This window comes from Burkholderia sp. PR2, assembly GCF_052372875.1.
Taxonomy (GTDB): Bacteria; Pseudomonadota; Gammaproteobacteria; order Burkholderiales; family Burkholderiaceae; genus Burkholderia; species Burkholderia diffusa.
This window is the reverse complement of sequence record NZ_JBQRWH010000001.1, coordinates 1,739,760-1,761,026: the sequence shown is the minus strand read 5'-3', so window position 1 is coordinate 1,761,026 and position 21,267 is coordinate 1,739,760. Positions and strand designations below refer to the sequence as shown.

16 protein-coding genes and 1 riboswitch are annotated in these 21,267 nt (G+C 68.5%); of the genes, 12 read left to right on the top strand and 4 right to left on the bottom strand.

Annotation, left to right across the window (positions count from 1 at the left end; genetic code table 11):
* Window positions 1-244: 244 nt before the first annotated feature.
* The 9 genes from ACT2FV_RS07670 (at window position 245) to ACT2FV_RS07630 (ending at window position 12,718) form a co-directional block, all read left to right on the top strand.
* Window positions 245-1,828 (top strand): Na+/H+ antiporter, encoded by a 1,584-nt coding sequence (locus ACT2FV_RS07670; RefSeq protein ID WP_059601587.1) that lies wholly within the window; start codon window positions 245-247, stop codon window positions 1,826-1,828.
* Between the two features lie 475 nt (window positions 1,829-2,303).
* Window positions 2,304-3,437 (top strand): hybrid sensor histidine kinase/response regulator, encoded by a 1,134-nt coding sequence (locus tag ACT2FV_RS07665; protein ID WP_059601589.1) that lies wholly within the window; start codon window positions 2,304-2,306, stop codon window positions 3,435-3,437.
* 121 nt (window positions 3,438-3,558) lie between these two features.
* Window positions 3,559-5,235, top strand: a complete 1,677-nt coding sequence (locus ACT2FV_RS07660; RefSeq protein WP_059601590.1) for a methyl-accepting chemotaxis protein — start codon at window positions 3,559-3,561, stop codon at window positions 5,233-5,235.
* Window positions 5,235-5,744 carry a chemotaxis protein CheW gene (locus tag ACT2FV_RS07655; protein WP_239007130.1) on the top strand — a complete coding sequence of 170 codons (510 nt, stop codon included), beginning with the start codon at window positions 5,235-5,237 and terminating at the stop codon, window positions 5,742-5,744. Before ACT2FV_RS07660 ends, ACT2FV_RS07655 begins: the two co-directional genes overlap by 1 nt.
* Complete coding sequence (locus ACT2FV_RS07650) at window positions 5,741-7,156, top strand: CheR family methyltransferase (protein WP_444503562.1); 1,416 nt, start codon at window positions 5,741-5,743, stop codon at window positions 7,154-7,156. The genes ACT2FV_RS07655 and ACT2FV_RS07650 overlap by 4 nt, the downstream gene beginning before the upstream one ends.
* A 45-nt stretch (window positions 7,157-7,201) precedes the next feature.
* Complete coding sequence (locus tag ACT2FV_RS07645; RefSeq protein ID WP_444503910.1) at window positions 7,202-7,906, top strand: chemotaxis protein CheW; 705 nt, start codon at window positions 7,202-7,204, stop codon at window positions 7,904-7,906.
* Window positions 7,903-10,218 carry a hybrid sensor histidine kinase/response regulator gene (locus ACT2FV_RS07640; RefSeq protein WP_444503561.1) on the top strand — a complete coding sequence of 772 codons (2,316 nt, stop codon included), beginning with the start codon at window positions 7,903-7,905 and terminating at the stop codon, window positions 10,216-10,218. Before ACT2FV_RS07645 ends, ACT2FV_RS07640 begins: the two co-directional genes overlap by 4 nt.
* On the top strand, window positions 10,215-11,234 hold the full coding sequence (locus ACT2FV_RS07635; RefSeq protein WP_444503560.1) for a chemotaxis response regulator protein-glutamate methylesterase: 1,020 nt from the start codon (window positions 10,215-10,217) through the stop codon (window positions 11,232-11,234). The genes ACT2FV_RS07640 and ACT2FV_RS07635 overlap by 4 nt, the downstream gene beginning before the upstream one ends.
* Before the next feature lie 60 nt (window positions 11,235-11,294).
* A riboswitch (Fluoride riboswitch) is annotated at window positions 11,295-11,397 on the top strand.
* 79 nt (window positions 11,398-11,476) lie between these two features.
* Window positions 11,477-12,718 carry a voltage-gated chloride channel family protein gene (locus ACT2FV_RS07630; protein WP_444503559.1) on the top strand — a complete coding sequence of 414 codons (1,242 nt, stop codon included), beginning with the start codon at window positions 11,477-11,479 and terminating at the stop codon, window positions 12,716-12,718.
* Window positions 12,719-12,805: 87 nt separating this feature from the next.
* Here the strand turns inward: ACT2FV_RS07630 and ACT2FV_RS07625 are convergent, their stop codons facing one another.
* The gene (locus ACT2FV_RS07625; RefSeq protein ID WP_124621070.1) at window positions 12,806-13,519 is read right to left on the bottom strand and encodes a riboflavin synthase subunit alpha; all 714 of its coding nucleotides are present in this window, start codon (window positions 13,517-13,519) and stop codon (window positions 12,806-12,808) included.
* 116 nt (window positions 13,520-13,635) lie between these two features.
* Window positions 13,636-15,498 carry an ABC transporter ATP-binding protein gene (locus ACT2FV_RS07620; RefSeq protein ID WP_444503558.1) on the bottom strand — a complete coding sequence of 621 codons (1,863 nt, stop codon included), beginning with the start codon at window positions 15,496-15,498 and terminating at the stop codon, window positions 13,636-13,638.
* 484 nt (window positions 15,499-15,982) lie between these two features.
* Between ACT2FV_RS07620 and ACT2FV_RS07615 the strand changes: the two genes are divergently transcribed.
* On the top strand, window positions 15,983-16,864 hold the full coding sequence (locus tag ACT2FV_RS07615) for a Dyp-type peroxidase (RefSeq protein ID WP_444503557.1): 882 nt from the start codon (window positions 15,983-15,985) through the stop codon (window positions 16,862-16,864).
* 101 nt (window positions 16,865-16,965) lie between these two features.
* Here ACT2FV_RS07615 and ACT2FV_RS07610 read toward each other — a convergent pair whose 3' ends face one another.
* Together ACT2FV_RS07610 and ACT2FV_RS07605 are read right to left on the bottom strand one after the other, a co-directional pair.
* A complete protein-coding gene (locus ACT2FV_RS07610) occupies window positions 16,966-17,367 on the bottom strand; it encodes an OsmC family protein (RefSeq protein WP_059466564.1) in 402 nt (133 codons plus the stop codon).
* A gap of 118 nt (window positions 17,368-17,485) precedes the next feature.
* A complete protein-coding gene (locus ACT2FV_RS07605; RefSeq protein ID WP_444503556.1) occupies window positions 17,486-18,406 on the bottom strand; it encodes a LysR family transcriptional regulator in 921 nt (306 codons plus the stop codon).
* Window positions 18,407-18,873: 467 nt separating this feature from the next.
* On the opposite strand from ACT2FV_RS07605, the gene ACT2FV_RS07600 reads away from it, so the two are divergent.
* Both ACT2FV_RS07600 and ACT2FV_RS07595 read left to right on the top strand, forming a co-directional pair.
* A complete protein-coding gene (locus ACT2FV_RS07600) occupies window positions 18,874-19,935 on the top strand; it encodes a helix-turn-helix domain-containing protein (protein WP_124901329.1) in 1,062 nt (353 codons plus the stop codon).
* A complete protein-coding gene (locus ACT2FV_RS07595) occupies window positions 19,884-21,200 on the top strand; it encodes an Nramp family divalent metal transporter (RefSeq protein ID WP_175814852.1) in 1,317 nt (438 codons plus the stop codon). The genes ACT2FV_RS07600 and ACT2FV_RS07595 overlap by 52 nt, the downstream gene beginning before the upstream one ends.
* Window positions 21,201-21,267 lie beyond the last annotated feature (67 nt).

Sequence of the window (21,267 nt, the reverse complement as noted above, 5' to 3'; positions counted from 1 at the left end):
GCGAAGGGACGCGGCATGACGGCACGCGGGCAGGCGATCACGCAGGCCCGCGTGCCGTTTTCGTTTCGGCGCGTACCGACGGGCGCGGCGCCGCCCGCGCGGTGCGCCATCGTGACGGCACCGCGTGCCGTGCTCGCCGAACGCGCTCGACTGCGCGCATCGCATCGTGATGTAATCGCGCGAATTGGCCAACCGGGGTACGACATCGGCTGGCGTGCGCATTCATTCTTCACGAGATCGATTCATGTCTCCTGTCTCGGCATTCAAACTGGTTCTGTTGTCATTCCTCGCGATCGTCGCGCTCGAATGCATCGCCAAGCGGCTGCGATTGCCGCCCGCGGCCGCGCTGCTGATCGGCGGCATCGGCATCGCGTTCATTCCCGGCCTGCCGCCGATCAACCTCGATCCGGAGCTCGTGCTGCTCGTGTTCCTGCCGCCGCTGCTGATGGACGGCGCGTATTTCTCGGTGTGGGAGGAGTTCAAGCACAACGTCGGCGGCATCCTGATGCTCGCGATCGGCGCGGTGGTGTTCACGACGTTCGCGGTCGGTTTCGCCGTGCACTGGGTCGTGCCGTCGCTGCCGTGGGCCGCGTGCTTCGCGCTCGGCGCGATCGTGTCGCCGCCCGACGCGGTGGCCGCGAAGGCGGTGCTCGAACGCGTCGCGCTGCCGCGCCGACTGATGGTGCTGCTCGAAGGGGAAAGCCTGTTGAACGACGCGGCGGGCCTGGTGCTGTTCCGCTTCGCGGTCGCCGCCGCGCTGACGGGTGCGTTCAGCCTCGAGCACGCGGTCGTGCGCTTCGCGGAACTCGGGCTCGGCGGCGTCGTGGTCGGTTTCCTGGTCGGAAAGCTCGTCGTGTGGTTCCTGAAGCTGCTCGATGACGACTATCTGGTGATCACCGTCGCGGTGATCGCCGGCTGGATCGCGTACATCGCGGGCGAGATGGTCGAGGTGTCGGGCGTGATCGCGACGGTCACGGCCGGCATGATCGTCGGCTGGCATCAGCACGAGGTGTTCTCGGCGGCCGTGCGCACGCGCGGCACCGCGTTCTGGCAGGTCATCGTGTTCCTGCTCGAAGCGCTGGTGTTCGTGCTGATCGGGTTGTCGCTGCGCGGTGCGATCCACCGGCTCGGCGGCTTCGAGCAGGTGCTCGCGACGATGGTCCCGCCGGTGCTCGCGGTGCTGGTGGCGGTGGTCGTGTCGCGCTTCGTGTGGATCTATGCGGTCGAGGCGCTGAAGATGCCGGTGCGCGGGATCATTCGGCGTGGTGTCGCACCCGACTGGAAGGCCGCGACGATCATGAGCTGGGCCGGGATGCGCGGGGTCGTGACGCTGGCGATCGCGCTGTCATTGCCGGAGGCGATGCCGGGCCGCGACGTGATCCTGGTCGCGTCGTTCGCGGTGATCCTCGTCACCGTGCTCATGCAGGGCACGACCATCGGGCCGCTGATCCGGCTGCTGCGCCTGCCTCAGCGCGAAGAGCGCGCCGCGCATCACCTGACCGAGCCGCAGGCGTGGGCGCATATCGAGGCTGCGCAGCTCGCGGCGATCCAGCCGCTGGTGCGCGACGAGAGCGGCAAGGTGATTCACCCGCGCCTGCTGGAGCAATACACGTATCGCGCGGAACTGACCGAGCGGGCGAAGAACGAGCCTGCTTATCCGGCGGAGGTACGCATCGCGCACTACGATGTCGTGCTGGCCGCGATCAAGGCCGGGCGTGTGGAATTGTTGCGCCTGCATCGTTCTGGCCGCATTCACGACGAGATGCTGCACATGCTCGAGCGCGATCTCGACCTGCAGGAAGTGTCCGCGCAGCACGCGCGCGGGTAACTGGCCGCGCAAATCGGGTTCGGCGCGCGGTGCCGCGAGCCTTCGCGTCGCGTCGCGCCGATCCGGTCGCGGCGCGCGATTTTCCCCCTCCATCTCTGCCGATTCCATCGCATCGGAATCCGGCCCCAAAACGTTCGATACGACGGCTTGCAGCGCATGCAAACCTCGCGGCGCCGGCTGCGCAAACGTTATCGTCTTTCGCGTCCGGAAATGATCTGATTTAACTGAATCCCGCTCTTTCACCATATTTGGCAAAACTAAACCGGAAGGAGATAGATGCTGTGTTCTAATTTCATTTAGAATCAGCCGGTTATCTTTATTGAGAGAAAGCGCGCGGAGGTAATGCGACCGTCGTCGGGGTGAAATCGGCGTTCGGATCCCCGCGAGGCAATGCCGACAGGCCAGATCGGCAGCAATAGGCGGATTTCTTCGCCGCCATATTTAAGATGGCGTCCAAGTCGGATAAACAACTCCTATGAAAGAATCAATTGGAGATTTGGCGTTTGAAACGGTATTTATGAAAGAATCCGGCGGTGAAAATGCGCTGGATTGTCTCGAGTCCGGGCTATCGGTTCTGCTCGTCGACGATCAGCCGTTCGTCGGCGAGGTGATCCGCCGCGCGCTGCGCAGCGAGCACGATATCGACCTGCATGTGTGCACCGACGCACATCGGGCGATGGCGGTCGCGCGCGACGTGAAGCCGACGGTCATCCTGCAGGATCTCGTGATGCCGGAAATCGACGGCCTCGATCTCGTTCGCGCGTGGCGCGCGAACACCGAGACCGCACGCGTGCCGATCATCGTGCTGTCGGCGAAGGAGGAGCCGATCGTCAAGCGCGAGGCGTTCATCGCCGGCGCGAACGACTACCTCGTGAAGCTCCCGGACGCGATGGAGCTGACCGCGCGCATCCGCTATCACTCGAATTCGTACCTGATGTCGCGCCAGCGCGACGAAGCGCTGGATTTCCTGTCGCACGACATGCGTTCGCCGCAGACGTCGATCCTCGCGCTGCTCGAGGTCTACCGGACCGAGCACGGCGACATGCCGCCGATCATGGAGCGCATTGCCGGCCACGCACGGCGCGCGCTCGCGCTCGCGGACGGCTTCATCCACCTGACCCGCGCGCAGTCGGAACGCCGCGCGCACGAGGTCCTGAGTCTGAACGAGATCGTGCTCGACGCTGTCGACCAGCTGTGGGAGAAGGCGGCCGGATTCGGCAGCCGGGTCGTTGCCCACGTGCCCGACACCGAGTGCGTGACGATGGGCGACCGCATGATGCTCACGCGCGCGGTCGCAAACCTGATCGACAACGCGCTGAAGTACGGCCCGGCCGGCACGGACGTGCACTGCACGCTGAGCGACGACGACGGTGCGTGGCTGATCGGCGTCGAGGACGCCGGCTCCGGCATCGCGCCCGAGCAACGCACGGCCGCGACCGAGTCGTTCGTGCGGCTCGAATCCGTGCATGGCGCGGCGCGCAGCGGCTTCGGCCTCGGGCTTGCGTTCGTCCGCGCGACGGCCGCGCGGCATCGCGGCCAGATCCTGATGCGCAATACGGTGCGCGGCTTCATGGTCGCGCTTCGGCTGCCGGCGCAAGCGGACCGATGATTTCGCGGCGCGGCCCGGTGCCGCGCTGCCCGAGAGACCCCGATGCGCTCGTGGCGCGCCGTCCGGCGCGCGGGCGGGCGCGGTTTTTTTCAACGCTGATTCTAGAAAGCCCATAACGAACATGGCCACCGTGACGCCCCGCGCGACCAATGAAAGCCTGCACCCGACGATCGGCGCCGCCCGGCTGACGCTCGGCAACCGTATCCTGTTCAGCTTCGGCGTGCTGTTCGTGCTGATGCTGGTGACGGCCGGCGTGTCCTACGAGCGCCTGCGCGCGATCAACGCCGAGGCCGTCAGCATCGAACACGACTCGCTGCCGGGCGTGTATCTGGCGGCGTCGCTGCGCGGGACGGTCAATGAATCGTTCGCGATGCTGCAGCAGGCGACGTTCGTCGATACCGATCCCGAACTGGTGCAGCGTGATTTCGCGAGGATCGGCGAGACGCTCAAGGAGGTCGAGTCGCTGTCGGTCGATTACCAGAACACGACGTTCCGCGATGACGACCGCCAGCGCTTCGCGGCGTTTCGCGGCGCCTTCGACCGCTATCTGCCGCTGCTGAACGACGCGGTGCAGAAGAGCCGCGTGTCGCGCGAGGAGGCCGTCGCCGCTTATGCGAAGGTGCAGCCTGCGTGGGCCGAGGTCGTGCGCAACGCGAATATCCTGGTGCAGGAAAACCGCAAGTTCGCCGACCAGTCCGCGAAATTGATCCGCCAATCCGGGCAGGACACCGAGATCGTCCTCGCGACCGCGCTGGCGATCGTGCTGCTGTCCGCGCTGGGGCTGGGCTACGGGCTGTACCGTTCCGTCACCGTGCCGATGGCGCGGCTCGTCGAGGTGCACGACGTGATGCGCACCGGCAACCTGACGCGCCGCCTCGACCTGCGCCGCCGCGATGAGTTCGGCACGCTCGAGTCGGGCTTCAACCGGATGGCCGACGAGCTGACCGAGCTGGTTGCGCGCGCGCAGCAGTCGTCGCTTCAGGTGACGACGTCGGTCGCCGAAATCGCGGCGACGTCGCGCGAGCAGCAGGCGACCGCGAACGAAACCGCGGCGACGACGACGGAGATCGGTGCGACCTCGCGCGAGATCTTCGCGACGTCGCGCGACCTGCTGCGCACGATGAACGAGGTGGCCGGCGTGGCCGAGCAGTCGGCGACGCTCGCGGGCGTGAGCCAGAGCGGCCTCACGCGGATGGGCGAGACGATGCGCAGCGTGATGGACGCGGCCGGTTCGGTGAACGCGAAGCTCGCGATCCTCAACGAGAAGGCGCTGAACATCAACCAGGTCGTCGCGACGATCACCAAGGTGGCCGACCAGACCAACCTGCTGTCGCTGAACGCGGCGATCGAGGCCGAGAAGGCCGGCGAGTACGGCCGCGGCTTCGCGGTCGTCGCGACCGAGATCCGCCGCCTCGCCGACCAGACGGCGGTGGCGACGTACGACATCGAGCAGACGGTGAAGGAGATCCAGTCGGCCGTGTCGGCGGGCGTGATGGGGATGGACAAGTTCTCGGAGGAAGTGCGCCGCGGGATGCTCGACGTGCAGCAGGTCGGCGGGCAGCTGTCGCAGATCATCGCAGAGGTGCAGACGCTCGCACCGCGCTTCCAGATGGTCAACGAAGGGATGCAGACCCAGGCGAACGGCGCCGAGCAGATCACGCAGGCGCTGTCGCAACTGTCGGAAGCCGCGCAGCAGACGGCCGAATCGCTGCGCCAGTCGTCGCAGGCGATCGACGACCTGACGCTCGTCGCGAACCAGTTGCGCACCAGCGTGTCGCGCTTCAAGGTCGACGCGTGATGCGCGCCGAGGCGCACGGCGGCGCGCACGCGCTGTTCCTGATGTTCGAGCTCGACGGCGAGCGCTATGCGCTCGATGCGGCCGACATCGACGAGGTGCTGCCGCTTGCAACCACCAAGGCCGTACCCGGCGCGCCCGAATGGATTGCCGGGTTGCTGATGCGCGGCGGTCAGCCCGTGCCCGTGATCGACGTGCCGATGCTGGCGCTCGGACGGCGCGCGCATGCGCTGCGCTCGACGCGGCTGGTGATGGCTCGCTATCGCGTCGGGCAGCTCGACCGCGATCGCGTGATCGGCTTGATCGTCGAACGCGCGACCCAGACGCTGCGGATCGACCGCACCGCGTTCCGCGCCAGCGGCGTATCGACCGCGCGCACGCGCTGGCTCGGGCGCGTCGCGAACACGCCCGACGGGATCGTGCAGCAGGTCTCGGTGTCCGACCTGATCGACGACGTGGCGCGCCTGTATCTGTTCGACGACCTGCCGGGCCACGGAGGGGCATCCGCATGAAAGAGTCCGATTCGCGATTTCGCGGCTGGCTGCTGCGCGAGACCGGCATCGACCCCGATTCGCTCGGCAACGATTTCCTGAGCCGCGCGCTGACGGAGCGCGTGCAGGCGCTGCAGGGCGACGGCGAGCGGCTGCCGTCGGCGGCGCGGCCGCCCGTCACGCCGGAAGCGCTCGACGCCTACTGGCAGCAGCTCAACGCGTCGGCCGACGAACGGCGCGCGCTGATCGAACTGTTCATCGTGCCGGAGACGTGGTTCTTCCGCGATCGCGAGGCGTTCGCGACGCTCGCGCGGCTCGCGGCCGAGCGGCTTGCCGCGATGCCCGGGCGCGTGATCCGCGTGCTGAGCGCGCCGTGCTCGACCGGCGAGGAACCGTATTCGGCGGCGATGGCGCTGCTCGACGCCGGGCTCGATCCGGCCAGCTTCACGATCGACGCGATCGACCTGAGCGCGCGCGCGATCGAACAGGCGCGGCTCGGCTGCTACGGGCGCAATGCGTTTCGCGGCACGACGACCGAGTTCCGCAGCCGCTACTTCACGCCGGTCGCCGACGGCTGGCTGCTCGACGAGCGCGTGCGCGCGTGCGTGCAGTTTCGCCAGGCGAACCTGGTCGAGCCGGGCTTCGATACGGGCATCCGCTACGACTTCGTGTTCTGCCGCAACGTGCTGATCTATTTCGACCGCGACGCCCAGGACCGCGTGATCGATTCGCTCGACAGCTCGCTCGCCGACGACGGCATGCTGTTCGTCGGCCCCGCCGAAACGGGCGTCGCGATGCGGCACGGGATGCGCTCGGCGCGCGTGCCGCTGGCGTTCGCGTTTCATCGCGCGCGCGGTGGTGCCGCGGCGGACGGCTATGCGGCACCGATGCCCGCGATCGCGCCGTACTGGCGCGGCGAGCGCTTCGCGGTGGTGCCGCCGGCCGCGACGCGCCCGCTGCTGGCCGTCGTGCCGCCGACGTGGAGCGATGCCGCGCCGTCGCGCGCCGCGTTCGCGCCGGCCGAGCGCCCGACGGCGCCCGAGCCGCGGGCCGACTGGCGCGTCGACTCGCCGGCGCATGTGGCCAACGTGGCCGAGATGCCCGCGAAGGGGGCGCCGGTCGCCGACAGCGCCGCACCGACGCTCGAGGAAGCGCAGGCGCTGGCCAATGCGGGCGCATTCGACGAGGCCGAGCGCGTGCTCGCGCAGTTCTCCGCGCACGCCGGGCCGCACGCCGACGCGTTTTACCTGAACGGGCTGATCGCGGATGCGCGCGGGCGCGTCGCGGAAGCGGGCGACTTCTACCGGAAGGCGCTGTATCTGCGGCCGACGCACCACGAAGCGCTGACGCATCTCGCGACCTTGCTCGACGTCGGCGGCGACGGCGCCGGCGCGCGATGGCTGCTCGAGCGTGCGCGGCGCTCGGCCGGATAACGAGAATACGGGTTGGGAGCCGACATCGGGATGACCGAGGAAAGAATGAACCGCGACGCCGTTGCCACTGACGACACGACGATCGGCGTCGACGATTGCTGGAACCGGATTGGCACACGCGGCGATCGCTCGTGCGAGCGGCTGGCCGACTGCCTGCGCTGCCTGAACTGTCCGGTCTACGCGTATCACGCGGCGAAGCTGCTCGAACGCCCGCTCGCCATCGCCGAGATGGCCGACGCCACGCAGCGGATCGGCGCGTTCGACGCGACCCGCGCGCACGGCGAAGACGATACACACCAGGCGGCGCTCGCGTTTCGCGTCGCCGACGAATGGCTCGCGCTGCCGATCGGTGTGCTGCGCGAGATCGCCGGCACGCGCCCGATCCATTCGCTGCCGTATCGCCGGCATTCGGCCGTGCGCGGCGTGGTCAACATTCGCGGCACGCTGCGCATCGCGATCTCGATCGGCGCGCTGCTCGGCCTCGACGCGGGCAAGGGGGGCAACGGCGGTGGCGACGGCCGTTTCACGCGGCTGCTGGTCGCCGCGCACCAGGGCGAGCCGGTCGTGTTTCCGGTCGACGAAGTCGAGGGCGTGCTGCGCTTCGGCGCATCCGAATGGGTGCCGGTGCCGGCGACGGTCGGGCGCGCGAGCGCCGGCCTGTCGCGCGGCGTGCTGTCGTGGCGTGGCAAGTCGGTAGGCCTGCTCGACGACGATCGGCTGTTCGACGCCGTGACACGGAGCATGCGATGAGCGGCGATGACGATCTGAGCCACCTGTCGCTGCTCGAGCTGTATCGCGAGGAGACGCGCACGCAGACCCAGGCGCTGTCGGAACGCCTGCTCGCGCTCGAATCGGGCGAGCCCGACTCCGTCGCGCTCGAGGCGTGCATGCGCGCCGCGCATTCGCTGAAGGGTGCCGCACGCATCGTCGGCGTGCCGCTCGGTGTCGACATCGCGGGGCGCATGGAAGAATGCTTCGTCGCCGCGCAGGCCGGCACGATCGCGCTGACGGCCACGCACATCGATGTGCTGCTCGCCGGCGTCGACCTGCTGGTGCGCGTCGCCGATCCGGAGGCGCAGCCCGTGTCGTCGACCGAGATCGAGGCGTTCGCGCTGGCGCTGACAGGTGCCGACGGCGCGCACGCGATGCCGGCCTCGGCCCCGGCGTTCGCGCCGCCGCCGGCACCGCCGTTCGTCGTGCCGCTTCGCGAGCACGACGGCGCCGCGAACGAATCCGTGGGGGCCGGCGCCGCGGTGCCGCCGCTCGCGGTGTCGGCGGCCGTGCCCGATCCGGTCCAGGCGGGCCGCGCGGCCGGCGCGGGTGCCATGCGCCGCGTGCGGGCCGATACGCTGAACCGGCTGCTGAGCCTGTCCGGCGAGTCGCTCGTCGAATCGCGCTGGCTCAAGCCGTTCGCGGAGTCGATGCTGCGCGTGAAGCGCGCGCAGCGCGATGCGGCCCGGTCGCTCGATCTGTTGTACGAACAGTTTGCCGACGATCTCGACGCGGGCGTGCTCGCGTCGGTGAACGAAGTGCGGCACATGCTCAACGACCTGCAGCGCTCGCTCGCCGAGCGCATGGACGAATTCGATCGCTTCGAGCGGCGCAGCACGCACATCGCCGAGCAGCTGTACGACGAGGCGCTGCAATGCCGGATGCGGCCGTTCGGCGACGCGACGCGCGCGTATCCGCGCATCGTGCGCGATCTCGCGCGCTCGCTCGGCAAGCAGGTGCGCTTCTCGATCGTCGGCGAAGGCACGCAGGTCGATCGCGACATCCTCGATCTGCTCGACGCGCCGCTCGGCCACCTGCTGCGCAACGCGATCGATCACGGTGTCGAATCCCCCGACGCGCGTCGGGCGCGCGGCAAGGCGGCCGAGGCGAGCGTCACCCTCGAGGCGCGCCACAGCGCCGGCTCGCTGCTCGTCAGCGTGATCGACGACGGGCCGGGCGTGGACATGGATGCGTTGCGCGCGTCGGTCGTGCGCCAGCGCCTGACCGACGACGAGACGGCCGCGCGGCTGTCCGATCCCGAACTGCTCGAATTCCTGCTGCTGCCGGGCTTCTCGATGCGCGATGCGGTGACCGACGTGTCGGGGCGCGGCGTCGGCCTCGACGCCGTGCAGGAAATGGTGCGCGGCGTGCGCGGCGCGGTGCGCATCTTCAACGAGCCCGGCGCGGGCATGCGCTTCGTGCTGCAGCTGCCGCTCACGCTGTCGGTGATCCGCAGCCTGCTGGTCGAGGTCGGCGGCGAGCCGTACGCGTTTCCGCTTGCGCACGTGCGCCGCACGCTCGAACTCGCGCACGACGATATCGACGTGCTCGAAGGGCAGCCGCATTTCCCGTTCGACGGCCGGCGCGCAGGCCTCGTCGCCGCACACCAGTTGCTCGACGCGGGCGAGCCCGACGTCGCGCGCACGAGCACGGCGGTCGTGGTCGTCGGCGGGGAACCCGAGCTGTATGGCGTCGCGGTCGACCGCTTCCTCGGGGAGCGGATGCTCGTCGTGCAGCCGCTCGACAGCCGCCTGCACAAGATCCAGAACATCGCGGCCGGCGCGCTGCTCGAGAACGGCGACCCGGTGCTGATCGTCGACGTCGAGGACCTGATCCGCTCGGTCGACAAGCTCGTGCGTGGCGGGCAGCTCGCGCGGCTCACGCGTGATCCGCAACTCGCGCTCGTCGATCGCCGCCGCCGCGTGCTCGTCGTCGACGATTCGCTGACGGTGCGCGAGCTCGAGCGCAAGCTGCTGGAAAAGCGCGGCTACGACGTGACGGTCGCGGTCGACGGGATGGAGGGCTGGAACGCGGTGCGCAGCGACGCGTTCGATCTCGTCGTCACCGACGTCGACATGCCGCGCATGGACGGCATCGAACTCGTCACGCTGATCAAGAACGACCCGATGCTCAAGCGCGTGCCGGTGATGATCGTGTCGTACAAGGATCGCGACGAGGATCGCCGGCGCGGGCTCGATGCCGGCGCCGATTACTACCTCGCGAAGAGCAGTTTCCACGACGAGGCGCTGCTCGATGCGGTGCACGACCTGATCGGGGACGCACGCGGATGAACATCGGCATCGTCAACGATCTGCCTCTGGCCGTCGAGGCGCTGCGCCGCGTGCTCGCGCTGCGCACGGACCACCGCGTGCTGTGGGTCGCGACCGACGGCGACGAGGCCGTGGATTTCTGCATTGCCCATCCGCCCGATCTCGTGCTGATGGATCTCGTGATGCCGAAGGTCGACGGCGTGGAGGCGACACGGCAGATCATGGCGCGCGCGCCGTGCGCGATCCTGATCGTGACGGTCAGCGTCAGCGCGAACACGTCGTCGGTCTACGAGGCGATGGGTGCCGGCGCGCTCGATGCGGTCGACACGCCGACGCTCGCGCTCGGGCTGTCGACCGACGCGTCGCCGCAGGCGCTGCTCGCGAAGATCGACCAGATCGGCCGGCTGCTCGAAAGCCGGACCATGACGCTCGTGCCGCCCGGCCCGGCCCCCACGCGCGGCCTGCCGACGCTCGTCGCGATCGGCGCGTCGGCGGGCGGGCCGACCGCGCTCACCGCGCTGCTGCGTGCGCTGCCGGCCGATTTTCCGGCTGCACTCGTGATCGTGCAGCACGTCGACCAGGCGTTCGCGGTCGGCATGGCGGAGTGGCTCGACGGCTATACGCAGCTGCCCGTGCGTGTCGCGGGGGAGGGCAGTGTGCCGCGGGCGGGCGAGGTGCTGCTCGCGGCGACCAACGATCACCTGTACATGTCGCCGCGCGGCGTGCTCGGCTATACGCGGCATCCGGCCGAGACGCCGTACCGGCCGTCGATCGACGTGTTCTTCAACAGCGTCGCCGACGGCTGGCAGGGCGATGCGCTCGGCGTGCTGCTGACCGGAATGGGCCGCGACGGGGCGCTGGGGCTGAAGGCGATGCGCGCGAAGGGTTGCTACACGATCGCGCAGGACGAGGCGACGAGCGCCGTCTACGGGATGCCGAAGGCGGCCGCGGCGATCGGTGCCGCATCGGCGATCCTGCCGCTCGAGCGAATCGCGCCGCAGCTGATCTCGCGCGTGACGCGCATGCCGCGCGACTGACGGCGCGTGGCGGCCCCGGCGGGGCTGCATTGCGCGCGCCGCGCGGCGTCGCGTACAATTGCCGCCTGCGGAGATGGCATGCCTCCCTGCGGTCGATCCCGGCGCGTCGCGCGCGGCTCGGCCCTCAACCGCCGGTGACCCGGCTGATGATGCCTGCGTGTTCCTGGGTTGTCAGGAGGTCGCAGGCCGTCCATGCGGTATTCTGCCGCCCAGGTTTTGATGTCCCGTCGAATCTGGAAATCATGTTTTTCTCGACTTCTGCCGATTTTTTCGCGACCGTGCGCTACGTGTGCCGCTGGCTCGCGCTCTCCGCCCTGCTTGGTGCGCTGGCCGGCACGGCTTCCGCGTGGTTCCTGATCGCGCTCGAGTGGGCGACCGGCACGCGTGTCGCGCATCCGTGGCTGTTGTGGGGACTGCCGGGCGCCGGTTTCGCGACCGGCTGGGTCTACCACCGGTTCGGCCAGTCGGTCGCGCGCGGCAACAACCTGCTGATCGACGAAATTCACGACCCGAAGGCGCTCGTGCCGAAGCGGATGGCGCCGCTCGTGCTCGTCGCGACCGTCGTCACGCACCTGTTCGGCGGGTCGGCGGGCCGCGAGGGCACGGCCGTGCAGATGGGCGGCGCGCTCGCCGATCGCGTCACGCACCTGTTCGGGCTCGATCGCGAGCATCGGCGCGTGCTGCTGATGGGCGGCATCGCGGCCGGGTTCTCGTCGGTATTCGGCACGCCGCTCGCGGGCGCCGTGTTCGGGCTCGAGGTGCTCGCGATCGGCCGCGTGCGGTACGACGCGCTGCTGACCTGCGTCGCGTCGGCGATCGTCGCGGACATCGTGTGCCGCGCGTGGGGCGTGCATCACACCGTTTATGCGATTCCGTTCGTGCCGGCCGTGTCGGCCTCGGGGTTGATCGCGACGGTCGTCGCGGGTGTCGCGTTCGGCGTCGTCGGCCGGCTGTTCGCGTTCGCGACGCATGCGCTGAGCGCATGGTTTCGCCGCGTCGTGCGCTACGCGCCGCTGCAGCCGGTGCTCGGCGGCGCGCTGGTGGCGGTGGCCGCCACCGTGCTGAAGGTGCCGCAGTATCTCGGGCTCGGGATCCCGACGATCGAGGCCGCGTTTCACGGGCCGCTGCCGGCTTACGATTTCGCGGGCAAGTTCGCGTTTACCGTCGTCACGCTCGCGTCGGGATTCAAGGGCGGCGAAGTGACGCCGCTGTTCTATATCGGCGCGACGCTCGGCAACGCGCTCGGCCAGGTTCTCGCGCTGCCGGTGCCGGTGCTCGCGGGGCTCGGCTTCGTCGCGGTGTTCGCGGGCGCGGCCAACACGCCGGTCGCGTCGACGATCATGGCGATCGAACTGTTCGGCGCGGATATCGGCGTCTATGCGATCGTCGCCTGCGTGGTCGCCTATCTGTTTTCCGGACACGCGGGGATTTATCGATCGCAGCGGGTGGCGGTGGGGAAGGGGGCGCGGGTGGAGGCGGACTGACGGCGCGGGCGGGGCGGCCGACCGCCGTGTGTCGACGGAAACGGACACCCGGTGATCGCGCCGATCACCGGGAACGGGGGGCGTCCGTCACGCCTTCGGCAGTTTCGCGACGTTGCGCGCGAGCAGTTCCTCGATGTCGATGCCTTTCTCCGCGAGCAAGGTCGTCACGACACCGGTCAGTTCCCCGAGCGTTTCCTTGACCGACTCTCGGATCGTATCCACGACGACCTGGGTGCTGCGCTCGATCTCGATATTGACCTTGTCGTTGACGCCTTTGGCGTCGAAGGTGGTCGCGCGTCGCGTTTCGGGAATCAGCCAGACTTCGAACCAGCCTTCGTCGCGATTGACGTCCGATACGGTGAGGCTGCAGCCGTTGATGGCGATATAGCCCTTCGCGAACACATAGCGTTTGAAATCGGCCGGCACGCCGATGCGGATCATCCGGTTGTGTTCGGACGACGCGATATGCAGGATGGTCCCCATGAAGTCGACGTGACCGGACAGCGGATGCCCGCCGATTTCCGCGCCGTCCTTTGCGGCCCGTTCCACGTTGACCCGGGCGCCGGTCGTCAGGTCGGCCAGCGTGGTGATTCTCAGGCTCGGCAACATCACGTCGAAGTCGATCAGCAGCGGCGAGTGGATGGTCGTCACCGTCAGGCAGACGCCGTCGACCGAGACGCTCGCGCCGATCTCGATGTCGGTGGTGAACCGCTCGGGGAATTCGATGCTGAACGTTCTCAGTTCGCCGTGATCCTTGATGGTCTTGATGACGCCAACACCCTGAACAATGCCTGTAAACATGATCCGCCTTTGGTCGCAAATTGCCTGGCCGGTATGATAAGTGATCGCGGCGGGTGGCGTCGGGGCCGGAAGCGCGGCGGCAGTGCACCGCACGTCCGGCCGCAACCGGGTTGCCATCAAGCCTCCGCCGGCTGCCCCCGCGGGCCGGCATCGCCGTTGACCGCGCGCGGCGGCGAATCGATCAGGCCCTTCGCCAGCTCCAGCGCCTGCCGCTCGAACAACCGGCGATAAATCCCGCCGTCGATGCGGATCAGCGCGTCGTGGTTGCCTTCCTCGATCACCTTGCCGCGATCGAGCACGAGCAGGCGGTCGAGCGAGCGCACCGTCGACAGCCGGTGCGCGACGACGAGCGTCGTGCGGCCGACCATCAGCCGCTCCATCGCCTGCTGGATCAGCACCTCGCTTTCGCTGTCGAGGCTCGACGTCGCTTCGTCGAGGATCAGGATCGGTGCATCCGCGAGGAACGCGCGCGCGATCGCGACGCGCTGGCGTTCGCCGCCGGACAGCTTGATCCCGCGCTCGCCGACGAGCGTGTCATAGCCGTCCGGCAGCGCGGCGATGAAGTCGTGCGCGCTGGCGAGACGCGCGGCGCGCTCGATCTCCGCACGGCTCGCGTCGGGGCGCGCATACGCGATGTTCTCCGCCAGCGTGCGGTGGAACAGCACGGGCTCCTGCTGGACGATCGCGATCTGGCTGCGCAGCGAGTCCTGCCGCACCTGCGCGATATCCTGGCCGTCGATCGTGATGCGGCCGCCCGACACATCGTACAGACGCTGGATCAGCTTGATGAACGTCGTCTTGCCCGACCCGGAATGGCCGACGAGGCCGACCCGCTCGCCGGGCGCGATGCGCATCGAGAAGTCGTCGTACAGCGGCACGGGATGGTTGCCGTAACGGAACGTCACGTGCTCGAAGCGGATCTCGCCTTGCCCGATCCGGATCGCCGGCGCGCCGGGACGATCGTCGATGCCGAGCGGCTGGCGCTCGAGCGCGACGAGCTCTTCCATGTCGTTGACCGAGCGCTGCAGGTTGCGGATGTGCATGCCGACGTCGCGCAGGTAGCCCTGAAGCATGAAGAACATCGTCAGCGAGAACGCGATGTCGCCGACGCTCGCTTCGTCGTTCGCCCACAGCCGCAGCGCCACGCCGATCATCGCCGCCTGCATCGCGACGAGCATCGCACCCTGCAGCCCGCCGTTGAGCGTGCCGCGTACCCACGTGCGGCGCGTGCGCTGGCGCCACTTGCCGATCACGCGCGCGAGCCGCGCTTCCTCGCGCGTTTCCGCGCCGAACGCCTTGACGACCGCGTTGCAGCTCACCGCGTCCGCGAGTGCACCGCCCATGCGCGTGTCCCACATGTTGCCGAGCCGCGCGGCCGGCGCGACGATGCCGAGCGACACGGTGACCGTCACCGAGATGTACAGCAGCGAACCCGCGCCGACGACGAACCCCATCACCGGCCAGTGCGTGCCGAGCAGCACCGTCGCCCCGACGAGCATCGTGACCGACGGCAGCAGTGCGATCAGCACGGTGTCGTTCAACAGGTCGAGCGCCCAGATTCCGCGCGTGATCTTGCGCACGGTCGACCCCGCGAAGCTGTTCGCGTGCCAGTCGGTCGAGAAACGCTGCACGCGATGGAATGACGCGGCGGCGATCTCGCTCATCATCTTCAGCGTAAGCGTAATGATGTTCAGATAGACGCCCTGCCGCAGCAGCGTCGCGCCGATGCCGAGCGCGGCGAGCGTGCCGAACGCGACGACGGCCGAATGCCACGCGGCGGCGCGGTCGGTCAGGCCGATCGACAGCGCATCGACGAGGCGGCCGGCGAACAGCGGCGTGAGCACGTCGGCAAGCGCGCCGAGCAGCGCCAAGGTCGTGATCGTCGCGATGCGTACCGGCTGCTTGCGCCAGTAGCGGAACGTGAAGCCGAAGACGGCCTGGAATGCCCGGCCGCCCTGATGGGTGGTTTTTCTGGTCATGTATCGTTGCCCGGCGCATCGCGCGACGGGACTTTCCGGTTCGGAGAACGTCGAAAACGCAACAGTCCGGCCGCGCGGACGACGCGGGCGAAACGAAACGGACTGTCGGAAAATGCGCGGGCCGTCGAGTTAGCGGAGCACTCGGGAGCCGGCGCGGACGACGGGCTGGATCAGCCGCGCCGTGGGACCACGTTCGGGAAGGCTGCTGGCATTCGGAACATCTGCACCTCCCTGAAGTGAACGGTTGAAAGGACGCCGAAAAGACGTGAAGGGATTTTATCAGCAGTGCCGGAGTCGCTGCAACGTCTGACGAATGCCGCGTTGCAGCGTCGATACGGTTAGTATTCGGGGTTTCGGCCCTTTTTGGTGCGGATTCCGCGGTGCGGTGCCGCACGGGTCGGCGGGCCGCATCGATTACACTTTGCCGTTGCGCGTCGGCCGCTGCGGCCCCGCGGATTCACCCCGATACATTCCTGAGGAAACGATGAGCGACGTTCAGCAAGGCATCCTGGCTCCGATCGACACGGCGGCCCGATACCTCACTTTCACGATTTCGAACAACGGTAACGTGGCAGCGGCGCTGAGAGCTTTGCGCGAGCTCGTCGACGGGCGCGACACGGTCGTGGGCTTCGGACAGGCGCTGGCCGCACACCTCGGGCGTCCGGTCCCGGGCCTCACCGAATATCCGGCGTTCGCGGTGAACGACCGCACGCTGCCGATCACGCCGGCCGACGTCTGGGTCTGGCTGCGCGGTGACGATCGCGGCGAGCTCGTGCTGCGTGCGCGGACGATCGAACGGGCGCTTGCGCCGGCGTTCGCGCTGCAGGACGCGGTCGACGGGTTCCGCTATTCGAACGATCGCGACCTGTCGGGTTATGAGGACGGCACCGAGAACCCGAGCGGCGACGACGCGCTGGCCGCGGCGATCGTCACGGGGCAGGGCGCGGGTCTCGACGGTTCGAGCTTCGTCGCGGTTCAGCAATGGCTGCACGACTTCGACCAGATGGAGCGCATTGCGTCCGGCGACATGGATCACATCATCGGTCGCCGCCGCTCGGACAACGAGGAACTCGACGATGCGCCCGAGTTCGCGCACGTGAAGCGCACCGCGCAGGAGAGCTTCGAGCCGGAGGCGTTCATGCTGCGCCGTTCGTCGCCGTGGTCCGACGCGCGCCGCGCGGGGCTCTACTTCGTCGCGTTCGGCCGTTCGTTCCGCGCGTTCGACGTGCAGATGCGCCGGATGAGCGGCGCGGACGACGGCATCGTCGACGGCCTGTTCCGTTTCACGCGACCGCTGACGGGCGCGTATTTCTGGTGCCCGCCGGTGAAGGACGGCAAGCTGGACCTGTCCGCGCTCGGACTGTAAACGCCGGACGACATCCGCAAACGGGCGGGCCGCGCATCGTGCGCGGCCCGCCCGTTTTACTTGCTGCGTATCGATCGTGTGCGGCGCGGTGCGTCGTCCCGTCAGTTCAGCGTCGTTTCGATGCGCGTGCCGCGCTTGATGAACAGCGTCACCGGCGTCTTCTCGCAGATTTCCGCGAGCCGCTGGCGCTGCGCATCGTCGAGCGGGCCGTCGAGCGTCACGACGCGGCGCACGTATTGCTGCCCTTCGCGATCGGCGTGCAGTTCGGTGCGCACGTCGATGCGCACGGCCGGCCACGTCTTGCGCTGCATGTACATGCGCAGCGTCGCGGCCGTGCATTGCGCGAGGCCGGCCAGCACGAACTCGAACGGCGCCGGCCCGAGGCCCTGTCCGCCTTCGCGCGGCGCTTCGTCGCCGGTCAGCGCGTGCGTGCCGGCCTGCAGCTGGACGACGTAGTCGGGTGCGTCGGCGGCGAGGGTGGCGGCAGCATGGATGAGCGGCATGGCAAGAACTCCGGCAAGCGGGGAAAGAGGCGGCCGCGACGATGCGGCGTACGAGCCGCCAGCATACCGTCTCGCGGAAAATCGTGGGCGCTGCGCGCGTCGGCGGGGCTCGCCAGGATCAGCCGGCGACGCCGGCACTCCGGCGCACGAGCATGGCGACGCGTTCGCGCACCCACTGGTGCGCGCGGTCGGTTTCGCGCGACTCGTGCCAGTACGCGAGCAGCGGAAACGGCTTGAGCCGCAGCGGCAGCGGCTGCACGGCGATCGGCAGCATCGCCGCCATGCGCAGCGCATACGTGCGCGGCAGCGTCAGCAGCAGGTCGCCCGTCGCGGCGATCTGGCAGGCGGCGAAGTAATGCTGGCAAACGAGCTGGATGTGACGGAGGCGCCCGTCGTTGCCGAGCAGCACGTCGAGCGATTGCTGTTCGCCGAGCGACGACACCGCGACATGCCCTGCGGCGAAATAGTCGCCGCGCCGCAGCGGACCGCCGGTCAACGGATGATCGTGCCGCATCGCGACGACGAGCGAATCGTCGAGCAGGTGTTCGGTCGCGATGCGCGGACCGGTCTGCACGCGTCGATCGACGACCAGATCGAGATTGCCTGACGCGAGTTTGCGTTCGATGTCGTGCACCGCGATGCGGCGGCTCACGAATCGCAGGCCCGGCGCTTCGTCGGCGAACGCGGCGACGATCTGCGGCAGCGCGATCGATTCGAGCACGTCGCGAATGCCGACCGCGATGCTCAGGTCGAGCGTCGCCGGGTCGAATGCCGACGGGGCGCGCACGGCGCGTTGCAGGCCGGCGAGGTGAAGCTGCACGTCCGCGATGATCGTGCGCGTGCGCTCGGTCGGCACGACGCGGTTGCCCTGGCGGACGAACAGCGGGTCGTCGAAATGCGCGCGCAGACGGTTGAGCGCATGCGTGACTGCCGGCTGCGTCAGGTGCAGCGCACGGGCGGCCGCGCCGATGCCGCCGTGCACGTAGACGGCATCGAGCACGCGGAACAGGTTCAGGTCGAGACGATGATCGGCGGGCACGGACGAAGTCGGCGTGGTGGACGGTGGAGCGATTCTACGGGATGCGCGAACAACGGAACGCGGGTGCGTGCATCAGAGCGACGATCGATGCCGTTCGATGCGTGTCGATGACGATCGAGCCGATACGTGCGTGCGCGCATCCGATGCGCGACGCGAATCATGCGCACGATGCGAGCCTGCCCATCGGCATGCGCATTTCCGCGCGGCCGCACCAGTGGTCGGCGATAGCCTGTTGAAATCCGCCATCATACTGTCCCGGTCTGCCATTTCATGCCAAAGACACGACCCGTTCGGCTAAGATGCCGTCGCTTCATATTTCGAAATAGCCGTCGCTGTCGCACGAGTTCAAACCAAATATAAGCCTGACAGTTCGACGGTATTACAAGAAGTCGAAAAAGTCCGGGGGCTTGGCAGTGGAAGCAGCAGATCAGAGGTGGGTCGTAATCTATTTGAGTACGGGGTTTTCCTTGGCGCAGGCCGCGCGCCTTGGCGAGGCCTTCAACCTGGCGAATCGCCTGCACGCGTTCAGTGCGGATTACGAGTTGAAGTACGTATCGGAAAGCGGGGGGTTGCTGCAGTCGTCGTCGGGCGTGCAGATCGCCGCCGATCCGCTCGGCGATGAGCACGGCCCTCGTGCACTCGCGTTCATTCATCTTCATGGCGACCGCGCGTCGATCAACTGGAACGATGCATTGCGGCGTCGCCTGAGCGACATCCGCCGGCATGCGCGATGGATCGTCGATGCGATGGACCTGTCGACGCTCGCGGCGTCGCAGCGGCAGACGGATGCCGGTCACGCGCGAACCGGTCGCGCGCGCGGCGCGGCGGCCACGATCGAACTGCAGGCAGGCGAGGCTGACGTGTTCGCGGCCGTGCTCGACATGTTCCGCGCCGATCTCGGCGACAGCGCCGCGCAGGAGATCGCCAGCAACCTGATGCGGCCGGTCGAGCAGCGCTACGCGCAGTCGATGTGGGCGTTTCGCGAGCTGAGCGCGAGCCCGTCGATCCGGATGTCGGCGCAACGGCTGCGCGCGCAGAGCGCGAACCGCATTTCGATCGCCGAAGTCGCCCAGACGGCCGCGATGAGCGAGCGCAATTTCCTGCGGCGCTTCAAGAAGGAAATCGGCGTGACGCCGACCGAGTTCGTGCAGCACGTGCGGCTCGAGCGCGCATGCCACATGCTGATCCACACGACGCTGCCGGCCGACAAGGTCGCGCGGCGCACGGGCTTCGGCAGCGGCGAGCGTCTGGCGAAGCTGTTTCGCCAGCGCCTGCAGGTGTCGCCGACCGAATTTCGCGTCGCCGAGCGCGAGCGTATCCTGACGAACGGCGCCGGCGCGGCCGATCCGCAACTCGTGCCGCGGCCCGCGAAATCCGGCGGCGAGCGGGCGAGCCGGGGCGCGCGTGTCGATGCGCGGGAGAAAACGGGGCGGATGACCGTAAAATCACCGTGTCGCGATCACGATCCCCGGTTTCCATGCCCTTGCTCCCCACTACCGCCACCGCCCCCTTCTGCCCGTCGGAAGTAAAGGGCAGCATCACGATCGACGCCGGCGCGTCGCGCTGGATGAAGCTCAAGCGCTTCTTCGGCCCGGGCCTGCTGGTCGCGATCGGCTACATGGATCCCGGCAACTGGGCCACCGACATTCAGGCCGGCTCGCAATTCGGCTATTCGCTGCTGTGGGTCGTGGCGTTCTCGAGCCTCGCCGCGATCTTTCTGCAGATGCTCGCCGCGCGGCTCGGCCTCGTCGCGGGCAAGGATCTCGCGCAGGCCAGCTACGACCGCTATGGCCGCTTCGGCCGCATCGTGCAGTGGGTGACCGCCGAGGTGTCGATCATCGCGTGCGACATCGCCGAAGTGCTCGGCTGCGCGCTCGCGTTCAAGCTGCTGCTCGGCGTGCCGCTCGCGTGGGGAATCGTGCTCACGGCGCTCGACACGGTGATCGTCCTCGGGCTGCAGGGCAAGGGCGTCCGGCAGATCGAGGCGATCGTGCTCGGGCTGATCGCGACGATGGCGTTCTGCTTCGTCGCGCAGGTCGCGATCACGCCTCCCGACTGGCATGCGGTCGCGGCGGGGCTCGTGCCGGGCGATCCGGGCCATGACCGCAAGGACGCGATCGTGCTCGCGCTCGGCATCGTCGGCGCGACGATCATGCCGCACAACCTGTATCTGCATTCGTCGGTCGTGCAGACGCGTCATGTCGTCGGCGGCGCGCGCGGCCTGATCCGCGACACGCTCGCGCTGGTGCGGATCGACACCTGCGTGTCGCTGTTCGTCGCGATGCTCGTCAATGCGGCGATCCTGGTCGTCGCGGGTGCGGCGTTTCATGCGACCGGCCAGCACGACGTGACCGACATCGAACAGGCGTACCGGCTGATCACGCCGATCGCGGGCGGCGCGGCCGCGCTGCTGTTCGGCATCGCGCTGCTCGCGTCGGGGCAAAGCTCGACGCTGACCGGCACGATCGCCGGCCAGGTGATCATGGACGGCTTCCTGCACACGAAAATCCCGTGCTACCAGCGCCGGCTGATCACGCGCGGGCTCGCGCTGATGCCCGCGCTGATCGGCGTGCTGTGGCTCGGCGAGAACTCGGTCGGGCAACTGCTCGTCTGGAGCCAGGTGCTGTTGAGCCTGCAGTTGCCGTTCGCGATGTGGCCGCTGATCCGCTCGGTGAGCGATCGCGACACGATGGGCGAGCATGCGATCGGCCGCAGGATGCAGGTCGCCGCGTGGACGCTGTTCGCCGTCATCACCGGCACGAACCTGCTGCTGATTACGGGTGTCGCGGGTTGATACAGCCTGTCACAGGCTGAAACAGGCGCGTGGCGCGCGTGCGTTAAACTGCGCGTTTTGCCAGCCG